Source organism: Bradyrhizobium sp. CCBAU 11386 (assembly GCF_028128955.1).
GTDB lineage: Bacteria > Pseudomonadota > Alphaproteobacteria > Rhizobiales > Xanthobacteraceae > Bradyrhizobium.
Genome location: NZ_LBKA01000261.1, coordinates 74,099 through 87,116 on the forward strand (window position 1 = coordinate 74,099; position 13,018 = coordinate 87,116).

The 13,018-nt window shown below is 62.9% G+C and carries 16 protein-coding genes and 1 tRNA gene; 6 read left to right on the forward strand and 11 right to left on the reverse strand.

Annotation, left to right across the window (positions count from 1 at the left end; all coding sequences use genetic code 11):
- The first annotated feature begins 35 nt into the window (after positions 1–35).
- The 3 genes from XI09_RS43880 (at position 36) to XI09_RS43890 (ending at position 2,898) form a co-directional block, all read left to right on the forward strand.
- Entirely contained in the window at positions 36–599 is a 564-nt protein-coding gene (locus XI09_RS43880; RefSeq protein ID WP_271572508.1) for an invasion associated locus B family protein, read from the forward strand.
- Between the two features lie 177 nt (positions 600–776).
- Positions 777–1,226: a hypothetical protein gene (locus XI09_RS43885; RefSeq protein ID WP_442869661.1), complete on the forward strand. Its 450-nt coding sequence runs from the start codon at positions 777–779 to the stop codon at positions 1,224–1,226.
- Positions 1,156–2,898: a caspase family protein gene (locus tag XI09_RS43890; RefSeq protein ID WP_271572509.1), complete on the forward strand. Its 1,743-nt coding sequence runs from the start codon at positions 1,156–1,158 to the stop codon at positions 2,896–2,898. The genes XI09_RS43885 and XI09_RS43890 overlap by 71 nt, the downstream gene beginning before the upstream one ends.
- A 73-nt stretch (positions 2,899–2,971) precedes the next feature.
- Here the strand turns inward: XI09_RS43890 and XI09_RS43895 are convergent, their stop codons facing one another.
- Both XI09_RS43895 and XI09_RS43900 read right to left on the reverse strand, forming a co-directional pair.
- The gene (locus tag XI09_RS43895) at positions 2,972–3,349 is read right to left on the reverse strand and encodes a DUF1428 domain-containing protein (RefSeq protein ID WP_271572510.1); all 378 of its coding nucleotides are present in this window, start codon (positions 3,347–3,349) and stop codon (positions 2,972–2,974) included.
- A 170-nt stretch (positions 3,350–3,519) separates the two neighbouring features.
- Positions 3,520–3,593, reverse strand: a tRNA-Gln gene (locus tag XI09_RS43900).
- Between the two features lie 472 nt (positions 3,594–4,065).
- Between XI09_RS43900 and XI09_RS43905 the strand changes: the two genes are divergently transcribed.
- From XI09_RS43905 to XI09_RS43915, 3 genes are all read left to right on the forward strand, one after another.
- On the forward strand, positions 4,066–4,284 hold the full coding sequence (locus tag XI09_RS43905; protein WP_271572511.1) for a hypothetical protein: 219 nt from the start codon (positions 4,066–4,068) through the stop codon (positions 4,282–4,284).
- A complete protein-coding gene (locus tag XI09_RS43910; protein WP_271572512.1) occupies positions 4,281–4,553 on the forward strand; it encodes a hypothetical protein in 273 nt (90 codons plus the stop codon). Before XI09_RS43905 ends, XI09_RS43910 begins: the two co-directional genes overlap by 4 nt.
- Positions 4,554–4,660: 107 nt before the next feature.
- Positions 4,661–5,290 (forward strand): ATP-dependent DNA ligase, encoded by a 630-nt coding sequence (locus XI09_RS43915; RefSeq protein ID WP_271572803.1) that lies wholly within the window; start codon positions 4,661–4,663, stop codon positions 5,288–5,290.
- Positions 5,291–5,365: 75 nt separating this feature from the next.
- Here XI09_RS43915 and XI09_RS43920 read toward each other — a convergent pair whose 3' ends face one another.
- From XI09_RS43920 to XI09_RS43960, 9 genes are all read right to left on the reverse strand, one after another.
- Complete coding sequence (locus XI09_RS43920; protein WP_271572513.1) at positions 5,366–6,247, reverse strand: hypothetical protein; 882 nt, start codon at positions 6,245–6,247, stop codon at positions 5,366–5,368.
- 330 nt (positions 6,248–6,577) lie between these two features.
- Positions 6,578–6,754 (reverse strand): hypothetical protein, encoded by a 177-nt coding sequence (locus XI09_RS43925; RefSeq protein ID WP_271572514.1) that lies wholly within the window; start codon positions 6,752–6,754, stop codon positions 6,578–6,580.
- On the reverse strand, positions 6,751–7,002 hold the full coding sequence (locus tag XI09_RS43930; RefSeq protein WP_271572515.1) for a hypothetical protein: 252 nt from the start codon (positions 7,000–7,002) through the stop codon (positions 6,751–6,753). Before XI09_RS43930 ends, XI09_RS43925 begins: the two co-directional genes overlap by 4 nt.
- A gap of 87 nt (positions 7,003–7,089) precedes the next feature.
- Positions 7,090–7,323 (reverse strand): hypothetical protein, encoded by a 234-nt coding sequence (locus XI09_RS43935; RefSeq protein ID WP_271572516.1) that lies wholly within the window; start codon positions 7,321–7,323, stop codon positions 7,090–7,092.
- The gene (locus XI09_RS43940) at positions 7,320–7,574 is read right to left on the reverse strand and encodes a hypothetical protein (protein WP_271572517.1); all 255 of its coding nucleotides are present in this window, start codon (positions 7,572–7,574) and stop codon (positions 7,320–7,322) included. The genes XI09_RS43935 and XI09_RS43940 overlap by 4 nt, the downstream gene beginning before the upstream one ends.
- A gap of 1 nt (position 7,575) precedes the next feature.
- On the reverse strand, positions 7,576–8,076 hold the full coding sequence (locus XI09_RS43945; protein WP_271572518.1) for a hypothetical protein: 501 nt from the start codon (positions 8,074–8,076) through the stop codon (positions 7,576–7,578).
- 63 nt (positions 8,077–8,139) lie between these two features.
- Positions 8,140–9,000: a M15 family metallopeptidase gene (locus tag XI09_RS43950; RefSeq protein ID WP_271572519.1), complete on the reverse strand. Its 861-nt coding sequence runs from the start codon at positions 8,998–9,000 to the stop codon at positions 8,140–8,142.
- Positions 9,001–9,141: 141 nt separating this feature from the next.
- On the reverse strand, positions 9,142–11,547 hold the full coding sequence (locus XI09_RS43955) for a beta strand repeat-containing protein (protein WP_271572520.1): 2,406 nt from the start codon (positions 11,545–11,547) through the stop codon (positions 9,142–9,144).
- Positions 11,548–11,575: 28 nt separating this feature from the next.
- Positions 11,576–13,003 (reverse strand): hypothetical protein, encoded by a 1,428-nt coding sequence (locus XI09_RS43960; RefSeq protein WP_271572521.1) that lies wholly within the window; start codon positions 13,001–13,003, stop codon positions 11,576–11,578.
- Between the last annotated feature and the right edge of the window lie 15 nt (positions 13,004–13,018).

Genomic DNA, 13,018 nt, shown 5'->3' on the forward strand with positions numbered 1-13,018 from the left:
GCGAGGCCTCCGGTTCACGCCAACGCAGTCTCGCCATGCCCATGCAATCCAGACTTGTCGCCCTTGCTGCCGCCCTCCTGTTGTCGACCGGTGCCGCGTATGCCCAGCAGAGCGCCAAGAAGAACGCGGCTCCTGCCCCGGCCGCACAGCCCGCGCCTGCCCCGACACAGCCGCAGGCTGACGGCGCGCAGCAGGCCGGCTGGGTCGTGCGCTGCACCAGCGTCAGCCGCGATGCGCCGCTCGAATGCGCGATGGAGCAGAACGCGGTGCTGACCAAGACCGGACAGACCATCGTTCTGATCAACATCCGCATCGCGCCCGACACCCGCACGCCGGTAGCGCTGCTGCAACTGCCGCTGGGCCTCAACCTTCCGATCGGCGCCAAGCTCCAGGTCGACGAGGGCAAGACCGTCGACCTCCAGATCCAGACCTGCGAGAATCGCGGCTGCTACGCCTCGACGCCGATCGCGGCGGACCTGCTTGCGGCCTTGCGGTCGGGCAAGCAGTTGAAGGTCTCGTTCCAGAACATGGCCAAGGAGACGATCGCGATCCCGATGCCGCTGGGCGATTTCGCGGCGGCCTACGACAAGATCAAGTAACGGGCTTCTTCCGTTACTGCCGCGCCATCTGCGCGTTGCCGACGGCTTCGCCGTCGAGCGCCTGGTCGTTGTGCATGGTGACGGTGACGCGGAGCAGCTGGCCTTCGAACGCGAAAGGCGACCGTCGGCGCCTTCTACAGCCGGTTCGAGAGCAAGGAGGCCTATTTCAACGCGCTGATGGCGCTCGCCGCGCGCGACGGCGAGGAGCGGCTTAAGGAGATCAGGCCAACATCACCCGAGACAGGCCTCGACAAGCTCTGCCAGATCATCATCAGCGGCATCATCGCCTGGATGCGCAACCACGAGGGCGTGCTGCGCGCCGCCCTTCAGCACGACGACACACGTCCGGACAAATGGACAGCATTCAAGGCGCTCGCGAAGGCGACCACCGAACGCGCCACCCCTCTCCTGCTGCCGGCCATGGGCAAGGGCCGCAAAGCGGCAAAGACCCGCACCATCGCCTTCGGCTTTCAGGTCGTGCTGGGCACGCTGGTGAACGCGATCCTCAACGATCCCGGTCCGCTGTCGCTTCGGTCGAAAGAGATGGAGACGCGGCTTGCCGGCTGCCTGTTGCTGCTGCTTCAGGCCGAGGTCGGTCACCCCACCCCGAGACTTCCTCTCGTATGACGACCTGTTCGACAAGAACCCGCCGAATCTCGTCACCTACGGCGTCGCGTTGGCAAGACTGCTGGCGAGCGCGACCGTCCACGGGATCGGAGATCTCCTCGCGGGCACACGCAGCCTCGAAGATGTACCGACCCTGATCAGATGGACCGCGGGCATGGTCGCCCAGTGGTCGGTAGATGAGCAATTACAGACCACGCTTCGCAGCGTCGTCCTCGACAAGCTGAAGAACGGCAATTACGACGTTGTCCTGGCGCACAGCCTCGGCTCGCTGATCTGCTATGACACGTTCGTGCGCAATCCGAATGCGATCAAGGACAAAGTCTTCGTTACGTTCGGCTCGCAGATCGGCAACCCCGCGGTGCGTGACATCTTTGCAGGCCGCATTCAGGATCTTCCCTGTCGGAAATGGTACCATCTGTTCAATCGGGAGGATCGCGTCCTCACCTACCCGCTCGAGATTGCCGCAAACAATTTTCAGCAGATTCTGACGCCGTTCGACGTCCCCAACGACGTCCTGAATCACGACGCGACCTGGTACCTTTCGCGCCCCGAGACCGTTGCAACCATCTGGCACGACGTGGTTCCCGTGCAGGCGTCACGCTCCATCGTCGGCGTTGCGCGGGAGATCGCCCGCATCGACACCCGGCCGACCCGCCGCGCCCTGCTGATCGGCATCAACGACTATCCCAACCCCAAGGACAGGCTCGAAGGATGCGTCAACGACGTGTTTCTCATGAGCTCGGTGCTGCAGGAAAGCGGCTTGAAACCAGATGAAATACGCGTCGTCCTCAATGAGCGGGCGACGGCGCAGGGAATCATGGATAGGCTTCACTGGCTGCTCGATGGCGTGCGCGACGGCGACGAGCGCATGCTGTTCTACTCCGGGCATGGCGCCCAAATTCCCGGATACAATCAGAGCGGCGCACCGGATAGGGTTGACGAGTGCCTGGTCCCCTACGATTTCGACTGGACGCCCGCGCACGCGATTCTCGACCGTCAATTCTGCCAGCTCTACTCGCAGCTCCCGTACAACTGCTATTTCGTCGCCATGCTCGACTGCTGCCATTCCGGCGGCATGACACGTGACGGCGGTCCGCGCATCCGCGGCCTGACGCCACCTGATGATATTCGCCACCGGGCGTTGCGATGGGAGGCAAGCGAAGGCATGTGGGTGCCGCGGGAATTCCCGCCCCTGAACGAGAGTCTGAAGAAGCGCAAGGACGGCGCTGACTATCTCGGTGGCAACGGCGCCACGCAGCGGCTTGGCCGCAGCATGGCGCTCCGCACCCAGCCCGACAAGGAATACGACAAGAAACGGCTCGAGCTCGGGCATCACGGCCCTTTTCTGCCGATCCTGCTCGAGGCTTGCCAGGAGCAGGAACTGTCTTACGAGTATCGTGACGGCGTTACGTCATATGGCGCCTACACTTTCTGTATGGCGAAGGTGCTGCGTGAGCTGCGAGGCCGCAGCACCAATCCGTCGTTCCAGGAACTCAGCGATCTCGTCACGGCCAAACTCCGTCGTCTCCAATACAACCAAACGCCCAATCTCGTCGGCGCCAAGAAACGCGTCAGGGCGAAAATTCCATGGGGCGCGGCCGATGCAGGTGGCAGCCAGCGACGCGCGACGAAGAAGCGCGCCGCCAAATCTGGTCGGAAGAGGCGCCGCTGATCATTTCGCGTTGGCCTCGCTGGGCGGGGGCGCGCGGCGCGATGACCAAGGCCAACGCGGCGCGCCCGACGGCTCATCGGCCGGCGGGCTCTCGCAGCCGCGCGTGCGCCTGAAGGAGGACCTCGAAGCCGCCATAGATCATGCGCTTGCCGTCGAACGGCATCTCGGCGCCCTTGAGCCGCGTATCCGCCATCACCTTCTTGTTGACGGCATCGCGGCTCTCCCGGTCGCGGTAGACGATCCAGGAGAACACGACGAGCTCATCCTCCTTCGCCATCACCGCGCGCGGAAACGATGTCAGCTCGCCATAGGGAACGTCGTCGCCGATGCATTCGACATAATCGAGCGCGCCGTGCTCCATCCAGACCGCGCAGGCCGTTTTCGCCAGCGCCTTGTAGGCCTCGATCTTGTCCTTCGGCACGGCCAGCACGAAACCATCGACATAAGGCATCACGGATCTCCTTGGGTTGTGTGCCCCAAGGACGATGGAGCGCGCGGCGATCCGACCCCACAGATGCGCTTTCAGATGAGGCAAACCGTCGCGAGCGGCGGCGCGGTGAGCCGGGCTCCGCAAATGGTGCGGCCCTCGAGCAGATCAATCATTGGGAAAAGCGCCGGAATTGGCTGGGGAACCTGGATTCGAACCAAGACAAACAGAGTCAGAGTCTGTTGTGCTACCGTTACACCATTCCCCACCGAAGCGCTTGATATCACAAGGCTTTCTTCGGAAGTTTTGCAAGCCGCGGCAAAAGTTTTGCAAATCAGCGGCTCGCAGGCCGCTCATATAGCCGCCGCTGCGTTCGCGGTCTAGTCTTATGTAGCAGCGTTCGCGCCATCAAAACGGACAGGCTCGTCACGATCAGTGGACTCATGCAAATCATACAATTGATGGTTAAATGTGATGCTCCACACAACCAGATGCAGGACGGTCAATGACACTTGAGGAAATCCCCAACGTTCTCAGCGCAACCCCGGAGATTGAGGCGGCACCAGACGGGACGGTCAGAGCGATCGTGGTGGTCGAGACTGATTTGGAGATCAACGCTACACACCCAAACTACCACAAGGGTGCAGTCGATAGGCTCTTACAAAACATCTACAATTTTTCTCAGAGCAACCCGCACCACGCGCAAACGATCACGATACGAACGAGGCGGTAAAGCCCCCATGATCGCTCCGATCACGATCAAAAAGCACGAAGCCGTACCCGACACCGGCAGCTATGAGGTCCGTTTCGCCGACGGCCGGCCGAGCGTCTATTTCTACTGGGACGACCTTCCAGGCCGACGACTTCGGCCGGACCTGCTGACGCGCAGCGAGGCCGAGGCCAGGGCCAAAGAGCTGGCCCGCGTCGAGCGCGACAAGCTTGCCGGCGCCAGCACATGAAGCATGTCGAGAACCGCCCCTTCGCAGATCCGCAAGCCGCTGCGCGCAAGCTCCTCGAACTCGCCGCCGGCATCGAGCCGATCAACGGCCGCATCCACATCGAGAAAATCAACGCGCCTTTTCTCTCGAAGTCCGGCTGCAAGGCGACGGGCGCCGAGTTCGGCGCCGGCCTCACGTTCGCCGTCGAGAAGGGCTGGCTCGAGCTGCACGAGAGCGGGACCTTCGTCAGAGTGTTGAAGCCGGGCGAGGACCTGCTGGCGCCGCGCTAGGCTGCCTAGGGAACTTAACAAATGTAGAAGTGTCCGCGATTTACTTCGCGGTTGGGTCCTACGCTGAGGATTCGCAAAACTCGCAGGGCATGACTATCTCCGTTCTCATGCACCGCGCGTTCGAGTTCTGCCTGCCCACAGCCGCCAAAGCCGTGCCTTCCGGGGCCGACTGGATTCACGAAATCAAGTATGACGGGTACCGCTTGCGCGTCGAGCGCAACGGTAAGACCGTTCGGCTGTTCACCCGCAACGGCCACGACTGGACAAAGCGATTTCCCTGGATCGTCGAGGCCGCGCTGAGGAACCGCGAGCAGCAATTCATCATCGACGGCGAGGCCGTTGTGCTCGGTGTCGACGGCGTCTCCGACTTCAACGCCCTGCACTCGCGCCGGCACGACAACGAGGTGCAGCTCTACGCATTCGACGTCCTCGCGCTCGGCGGCGAAGATCTGCGCCAACTGCCTCTGAGTCTGCGCAAGACCAATCTGGCGCGGCTGCTACGCGGTCGGCCGGATGGCATGTTCGCCGCGCCCTTCGAGCCAGGCGAGATCGGCACCGAGCTGTTCGGCGCCGCCTGCCGCCTGGGCCTCGAGGGCCTGATCTCGAAACGGCGCGACCGACGCTATAGCGCCGGCCGTTCGAAGGACTGGATCAAGGTCAAGAACCGAACGCACCCGGCAATGACACGGGTCATGGAGGCGTTTTCATCAGCGGATAGCGAGGAGATAGCCAGATGACGAGGACGAGTTGAGCATCAACAGGTACGAGTTCGACCGGTACCAAAGACTTCTACCGGCTCATCATTTCCCGGATCAATTGCCGCTGTCATACGGTTCGATGTAATCGCAGTGTATGAATATCTCGCGCATCGAATCAAAAATGGAGACCGCGCATCTTTTGCCGAGCGGGCGATGTTCACCGCTGAGGCAGACGATGTACCGTTCATTCAGCAGGCTCATGTGCAAAACGGCCATCTTGTACGCAAGCGTTGGAAAGAAAAAACGCTTTCCATCGAGCCTCTCTAGGTAATTTGGCCGAGAACTGAAGTCGGTTCCAAAATAGTCCTTGCCGTTGGCGTTGATGGCAGCAGTATGCCCGGCGAGATGCTTTTTTATCCGAGCAATAAAAACCAACTCACCCGAACTAAATTCCCATTTGTCAAGGAACTTACTTCCATCGCCGGTCGTGACGAAGATGCAGCGTTCTGCCTCTGACATGTGAATTGCATGAATATGCCGGACATGGGGCGCATCGCAATATAACTTAATGACAACGCACTTCGTCGCGTCAATGCACAGCAGTCGCGCAGAATTATCTGCGTATTCACCCAAAACCAAACGCCCCTGCGTCTCGATGATCGCCTCAAGCCTCGCGCCACTAAAATCGTGAGGGATGTCGTTCACAGCATATCTGTGAGCATATCTTTCTAAGATATTATCTCTATCGAAGTACAAGCCATCGAAACATCGAAGCCGCAGTAACTCGATTGCCCCCCGGCGAATCAAGCTCAAAGCCGACGACCGATGCACCTCCAAAGGCCTGTGGCGCAGCAGGCAGTAAACTGACCAAGCAATCTCAAGGATTCTTTTTTGAGCAAAGGAAAGAACAATGGCCCGAATAAGATAGTTAAATTTTTTTGTCTTGATGAAAAGCGCCAAATACTCCGATATGCATATGTTTTTATTAATAGCCACACCGTCCTCCTGCGCGACGTATCCACCAGAAGTGCCGGTTACCTCAATCGGCGATGTGCCGCTGTCAGTAGCAGGTGAAGCACCCCGACTTTCTGCGCTTCATCCCAAGCGACGCTACGCGGCTCACCTGATCGCCGTTCGAAACGCGGCAGTATCGGCGGAAAACTCCGCCATTTCGATCTCCCGCAAATTTTTGGAATGGCATCTCTGGATGGCCCGAGAATTGGGTTCCCGAACCGGACTTGCAACCAGAAAACGAACATATCCACCATTTCTCGGTGGGTAGCGGCTCGCATCGATGGAATGGCCGGCTACTTTTTAGCCCTGACTCTAGCTGCGCGCCTTGATCAGCTCGGCGAGCAGCTCAGCGCCCTTCTTGACGCTATTGGTCGCACTATGCAGATGCGCCAGCACTTCCTGCAGGCGCTTCTCCTGCTCTGTAAAATCGCGATCGTCGCGGCCGTCATCGATCAGGATCCGGCGAATATTGTTTAGGATCGCCCTCATTTCAGCCTCGCCTTGATTTCCGCTGTCAGCGCCTCGAGCGCCGATCGCAGGCCGACATTGGACTCGGCAATACTGTCAGCCGCTGCGATCCGTTCGTCGTAACTCTCAGTCAATTTGTTCTCGAGCATCTGGATCCGCTGATCTTTCAGCTTCTCCCGCTGCTCGGATTTGTAGATGACCCAGAGCAGCACCAGGCAGATCACGCCGCCCGTGCCCAGCTTCAATATTTCCTGCGCGAGCTCGCTCATTCCAATTCCCAGCCTGCAGCATGTGAAGGATCCCCGCCCCCGCGGAACGAAGATCCCGGCCAACGCAGCACCAGGCCGGGATCCGGCTTACTTGCGCTTCGCCCTAGCACAGGCGCGCGCGATATCGCGATCGCCGATCGCCTCGATCGCGACCTGCGCCAGGGCACTCTGAGGCGCGGCCTTGAGCTCGGCCGCGACCTGGCGCTGAAACTCGCGCGACCAGGTGCGCACCGGCGGACAGACCGCCGCCGGCGGCGGCGAAGCGTCGACGCAGGTCAATTGCGCGACGATGAAAACCCATCCCGTGCATGTGAGCGTCACGCCGACCCCTCCTCGAGGCGGCGGATCGCCTCATCAGCGGAATGCGGCGCATCTGCCTGCGCCTGCAGCTCGGCCTGTTGAGCCGCAATGGTGCCGCGCCCCTGCTCGGCCTCGGCCTGCGCGCGGCCGAGATCCTGGCGTGCCTGGTCGTCGCGATAGGACTGCCAGGCGTCGAGCGCGAGCTTTGCGAGGGCGCCGAGCAGAAGCCCGGCGCCCTTCTCTGCAAACCAGGCCGCGATCGCCGATCCCACGTCAGGCCGCCTTGCTCGGCGTCGCCGGATTGGCGACGTCGAGCGCGATCGCCTGCGCCTGCGAGACCGCCGGCTGCTGCGGCAGCAGGTCGAGGATCCGTTTCTGCAAAACCTCCGGCGTCAGGCCGAAGAATTTCAGCGCATCCGGAATCGCGTGCAGCGCCGTGTTGGCGGCCACCGCCAGCGCATCGCTGCCGACTTCGACCTTGAGGCCCTGCACCTTCACCGCGCCCTTGGCGACCAGGCTGGACGCCTGGCGGTTCAGGAACGCGGTCAACGCCTCGCGATGCTTGGCCTCGATATCGATATTGAACTTGTTCTTGATTGTGATGCAGACCCAGCCGACGAGGGCGGTAGTGCCGGCGGCGACGGCGCCGTTGACGACGTCGACCAGGCCACCCGTGAAGGCCTGGCCGATATCGATCGTGGCCGCCGGCGCGGCCACAGTCAGGCCGATCAGGAACACAGGCACGGCCACAGCCGCGCAAAGAATACGCTTCATCGTTTCACCTCTTGGAGTTGGAGGATCTGCGCCACGGCCCCCGGCGCGCGGGATCTCGGGAGCTCAGAGGCGCGCAAACTGAAAATGCATCCAGTCATAATCGCGCTCGCGGCCGAGGCCGATCGCGCCCTCGTCGTAAACGAACGACCAGAACGGATCATATTCAGGCCCGTCGAGCGTTGCCTGCGCGCGATGCATGTTGAGCTGGTTGTGATCGGGATCGATGTCGACCGCGCAGCCCCAGGAATGGATCGACCAGCTCGAGCCGCCGCGCATCTTGCGCACGTTGAGGCAACCGCCGAACAAATCGAGCCGCAGTTTCTGGATCTGCTCGAGGCCGTAATAGTCAAGCGTGCGCGCAAAGATCCGTTCGAGATTCTCGCGCACCTTGCCGTGACAGGAGAACCGCGCGACCGTCCTCGAGAGATCCCAGGCTAGGCACATCTTGTACGGCGTCACCAGCATGACCTGGCCCGTGCCCTTCGGACCATAGAACTGATCCATCGCCGACTGTTTCGGCCAGACCGGCCTGGTCGCCGGCGCCGCGACCTGGCTCGAGGTGATCGTCGGCAACGGCCTGGCCGGCGCGGCCTGCGGCGCGGTGCCATCGTTGCGCCAGGCCTCGACCGCGGCGACCGGTTGGCCGCCATTCGCCAGCCGGGCATCCCAGACCGTGATCGCGTATCGCGTCTGCGTCCCGGCCAGGCCGTCGATCCGCCCCGCCTCGATTCCGCCGATCCGGCATATCAACTGCTGCGCGGCGACCAAGCGCCGCGCTATCGGCCACATATCGAAACCGTCGACGCCCTGCTGCAGCAGAAACGCCTTGATTGCCGCCTTGGTCAGACCGCCGAGCACGCCGTCGACGGCGCCGTCATAGAGGTGCGCGGCCGCAAGCCGCGACTGCACGTCGCGAAGATCCATCTTCCTATCTCCAAATTTGGATTTTTGTCGTCAGGTTGTCGACGCTAAACGGCGGATTCTAAACTGCAGCAGGCGTTCGCCCTGGCCGACAAATTCACAGCAGGCGCAGCCATCCGCCCCCACCGGCTTGCCGCCGTCCGCTCATTGAATTCGGACGGCACTGATCGTTGAATCTTTGCCCGTGCCACTTCCGTTGTAGAGGATCTTACCCGTCGTCGCGTTCTCGTCGCGACAGCTGATCCTGAGGTTGCCGGCCGGCGACGCCAGGTATCCGGACAACGCAATCGGGAAGTTGCCGGTGATCGCCGCGCTGGTGACCAGGACGCGGGAGGCGGCAATCACCGTCGTCCCGTCCCACAGCTTGCAATTGATATTGGCCTGCGTGTTCGTATCGGTCACCGTTGCGGTGCCCGATACCCACCAGGTTCCGGTCGACCCCTGCGCGACGCTAGGACCGTCGAAATAGTTGCCGACATTGTTGAGCAACACGTCGGCGCCCAGCGAGCTCGTGATCGTCGACAGGCCGACCGCAGGCGTAAATGTTCCGGCCGTCGTCACAGGATTTGTTCCGCTGACTGAAATGCCATAGCCGGCGCCAAGGGTAACGCTGGTCACGGTCCCGGCACCACCGCCGCCAGCCGACGTCGACGCGACCGATCGCCAGCGCGACGACGTCGCGTCATAACGCAGCGTCACCGACGCATTCGCGGCGAGCGTCAGGTCGCCGCCGAACAGAAAACGATTGCCCGCGGTCGAGTTGGCGTCTTCATTGGTCAGAACTGCATTTTGCGAACCGACATTGTGCAGGACGATGACGCGGCCATCGGCGCCGGCGGCGATCCCCGTGATGTTGCGGCTCGCATCGGTCGACAGCCGGATCGTCGACGCCGTCGAAAACCCGGTCGGCGCCCAATTGTGGGTTGCCGCGGTCAACTGCGCCGGCGAGATATCACCCGACAGCGTCAGCGCCTGCTGCACGTCGGCGGCGCCCGTGATGACCGGCGCCGAAATCGTCGGCGCGGTACCGAACACCGCCGCCCCCGATCCGGTCTCATCGGTTAGCGCACTCGCCAGGTTGGCGCTCGAGGCCGTCGCCAACCAGGCCGCGACGCCGCTGCCAAGCCCGCTGATCCCGGTCGCGACCGGCAAGCCGGTCGCATTGGTCAGCGTCACCGAGGACGGCGTGCCGAGCGCCGGCGTCACCAGCGTCGGCGACGTCGCAAAAACAGCTGCGCCCGTGCCGGTCTCGTCGGTTAAGGCTGCCGCCAGATTGGCGCTCGAGGCCGTGCCGAGCCAGGTCGCAACGCCAGAGCCAAGCCCCGAGACGTCGCTCGCGATCCTGACCGTGCAGGCATTGTTGGCGCAATTCAGCGTCTTGTTCGTCAGCGTCTGCGTCGCATCGATCGCGACCACGGTCCTGATCTGCGTGCCGTCGTACCAGTTGACCAGGCCGCCCGTGTAGCCGAGCGCGCCCGACGATGCCGGGCTCGCACCACTGATGACAGGATTGGCAAGCGTCGGCCCCGTCCCGAACACCGCCGCGCCCGAGCCGGTTTCGTCAGTCAGAGCAGACGCCAGGTTGGCGCTCGAGGCCGTGGCGAGCCAGGCCGCGACGCCGCTGCCGAGCCCGCTGATCCCGGTCGCAACCGGCAGGCCGGTCGCATTGGTCAGCGTCGCCGAGGACGGCGTGCCGAGCGCCGGCGTCACCAGCGTCGGCGACGTGGCAAACACCGCTGCGCCCGTGCCGGTCTCGTCGGTCAGAGCTCCGCGCAGGTTGGCGCTCGAGGCCGTCGCGAGCCAGGTCGCGACGCCGCTGCCCAGGCCACTGATCCCGGTCGCGACCGGCAAGCCGGTCGCGTTGGTCAACGTCGCTGATGCCGGCGTGCCGAGCACCGGCGCGACGAATGTCTGCTGACCGGCCCAGGTGTGTGCGGTCGAGTAAACATCGGCGTTGAGCATGGCGGACGTAACCTTGCCGGCGCCGATCGCACTGACGCCGGCCGCAAACGTGACATCGCCGCTCACAGTTCTGCACAGCGGCGTCGCGCTGGTGCGGCCGAACGCGACCTGGTCATCGCTGCAGGCCGCGATCGACGCCGGCGCGGCACCAGCGCCGCCACCCACGACGAAACCATTTTGCGCCAGGACAGCCGAGGATCCGAGGACACCCGAGGCAGAGAAATACGGCACGCCGCCCGAGGTGCCGCCGGTCAGGTATGGCGCCCAGGCATGCGTCGAGGTGTTGATCGAGCCGAGCGTCACCCAGCTTGTGCCGTCAAAGATCTTGTAAAGCGCCGGGTTGCCCGTCGTGTCGACCCAGCACTGATAGGCGAGCGGCGCGCCTGACGGACCATTCGCCGGCGCCGAGCTGCCGTTATGGCAAGTCGCGATCGCGCGCAGCGCCGGGTTAAGATAGGCTCCGGCAAATACCGCCATTGTCATCGGTCCGGAGACCGGCGTCACATAGCTGGCTTGCTCGGTCGCGGCGGCCGGCGCCAGCGTCAACCAGGCAGCGGCGAGCGCGCCGCAAAGGCGTTGCAGTTTCATCGGATCAACCTCGGTTGTAGAGAAATCGTTAAGGCGTCACACGCACGGTGCACTCGGCGATGATCGTCGGATCGACGATCGCGTGCGGATTGCCGCCGCCCGTGTTGTTGGTCTGCGTGATGCCGGTAAAGGCCTGCAGCGTATTCCAGTTGAGATCCGGACCATCGCCGCTCGGCGGCCTGGTATTGCTGACCGCGCTAAAGCTGCTGCCGCTTTGGACAGTGTCGCGCCGCAGCGCATTGCTGTGCACGTGCCCCGGATCCGTAATGCTGTGATTGTGCTGCGGCATTTCGGTCGCGTCGAGCGTATGAAACTCGAGGCCGTTCGCAACCGCCATCACCGCCGAATTGGATCCGAAATAACTCGCCGTCAGGCGATTGGCGAGCGAGCCCGGCAGGTTGTGATCGCGCCCCGCCAGGCCGCGGCCTCGACAATCGGGAACGCCGACCGTGGTGGCACCGCCGCCCGAGCCATAGCCGGTCAAAAACACCGTCACCGTCGAGGTGCCGGACGCCGTCACGCACGACGATGAATTGAGCTGGATCGAGGAGCTGGTGACGACCGCGATCGTACACCCCGCATTGATGCCGGTCCCTTCGACCGGCATGCCGGCACCCATGCCGGACGTGTCGGCTATCGAGGTGATCGTCGCATTGCCGCTGGTGCGCGTGCCGTTCTGCGCCCGCGTCACCTTGGCGAGGTAAGCCGGATATGACGTGCGCGTCAGCGCCTGGCCGTAACCTGCCACATGCAGCGCAGGCACCGCGCTTGCAAAATTGAACTCGACCTTTCCGACCGCGGCGACGTCGACAGGAACGCCGCTGGCGCGCGTGTATTGCGTCACCTCCCAATTTCCGGAACCGAGATGCGTGACGATCGCGCGATCGTTGGCCGCCGTGACCAGGGAAAATCCGCCGGGAACTGTCAGGCTCGAGGAATAGGTCAGCGTCAGCGCATCCGCAAAACGGATGATCTTGACGATACCGACCGGCGCTGAGGATCCAAAGCCGGAAATCGTCGTCGTGCCGGTAATGGTGACGTTCGCCTGCGGCACGGATCCGAGATCGACGGTTGCGGCACTGCTCAACGATGCCACACCGCCGCCGATCACGCCGACGTAGGAGCTATCGGACGGATCGAGCGCCCCCTCGACCGCCCAACCGCCGCTGACATAGCGCTTCCTGAGCCAAGGCGTCGAGCTATCGTCGATCCATTCCAAACCGTCGACCGCACTGCCGCCGACATTGGCCGGCGCCGTCGGCCCCTTGTTTCCAGTTGAGATCGAGCGCACTGAATCGCCGATCAGCTGCGAGAACTGCACGCCGGTATAAATGCCCGACGTCGGCAGCACCCGCTCGGATTGGTCGGCGAGCGCCGAAAACAGCGATTGGACGGCGCCGGCGGCCAAAGCGCCGGCGATCGCGGCGATCGCCACGACATGCAGATGACGTTTCATGGATCGTTGCCTTTG

Excerpts from the sequence above, each read along its gene's own strand:
- XI09_RS43915 (WP_271572803.1), top strand. The coding sequence starts at position 4,661 with ATGCACCGCGCGTTCGAGTTCTGCCTGCCCACAGCCGCCAAAGCCGTG.
- XI09_RS43945 (WP_271572518.1), bottom strand. The coding sequence starts at position 8,076 with ATGAAGCGTATTCTTTGCGCGGCTGTGGCCGTGCCTGTGTTCCTGATC.
- XI09_RS43910 (WP_271572512.1), top strand. The coding sequence starts at position 4,281 with ATGAAGCATGTCGAGAACCGCCCCTTCGCAGATCCGCAAGCCGCTGCG.
- XI09_RS43960 (WP_271572521.1), bottom strand. The coding sequence starts at position 13,003 with ATGAAACGTCATCTGCATGTCGTGGCGATCGCCGCGATCGCCGGCGCT.
- XI09_RS43930 (WP_271572515.1), bottom strand. The coding sequence starts at position 7,002 with ATGAGCGAGCTCGCGCAGGAAATATTGAAGCTGGGCACGGGCGGCGTG.
- XI09_RS43950 (WP_271572519.1), bottom strand. The coding sequence starts at position 9,000 with ATGGATCTTCGCGACGTGCAGTCGCGGCTTGCGGCCGCGCACCTCTAT.
- XI09_RS43885 (WP_442869661.1), top strand. The coding sequence starts at position 777 with ATGGCGCTCGCCGCGCGCGACGGCGAGGAGCGGCTTAAGGAGATCAGG.
- XI09_RS43895 (WP_271572510.1), bottom strand. The coding sequence starts at position 3,349 with ATGCCTTATGTCGATGGTTTCGTGCTGGCCGTGCCGAAGGACAAGATC.
- XI09_RS43925 (WP_271572514.1), bottom strand. The coding sequence starts at position 6,754 with ATGAGGGCGATCCTAAACAATATTCGCCGGATCCTGATCGATGACGGC.
- XI09_RS43880 (WP_271572508.1), top strand. The coding sequence starts at position 36 with ATGCCCATGCAATCCAGACTTGTCGCCCTTGCTGCCGCCCTCCTGTTG.
- XI09_RS43955 (WP_271572520.1), bottom strand. The coding sequence starts at position 11,547 with ATGAAACTGCAACGCCTTTGCGGCGCGCTCGCCGCTGCCTGGTTGACG.
- XI09_RS43905 (WP_271572511.1), top strand. The coding sequence starts at position 4,066 with ATGATCGCTCCGATCACGATCAAAAAGCACGAAGCCGTACCCGACACC.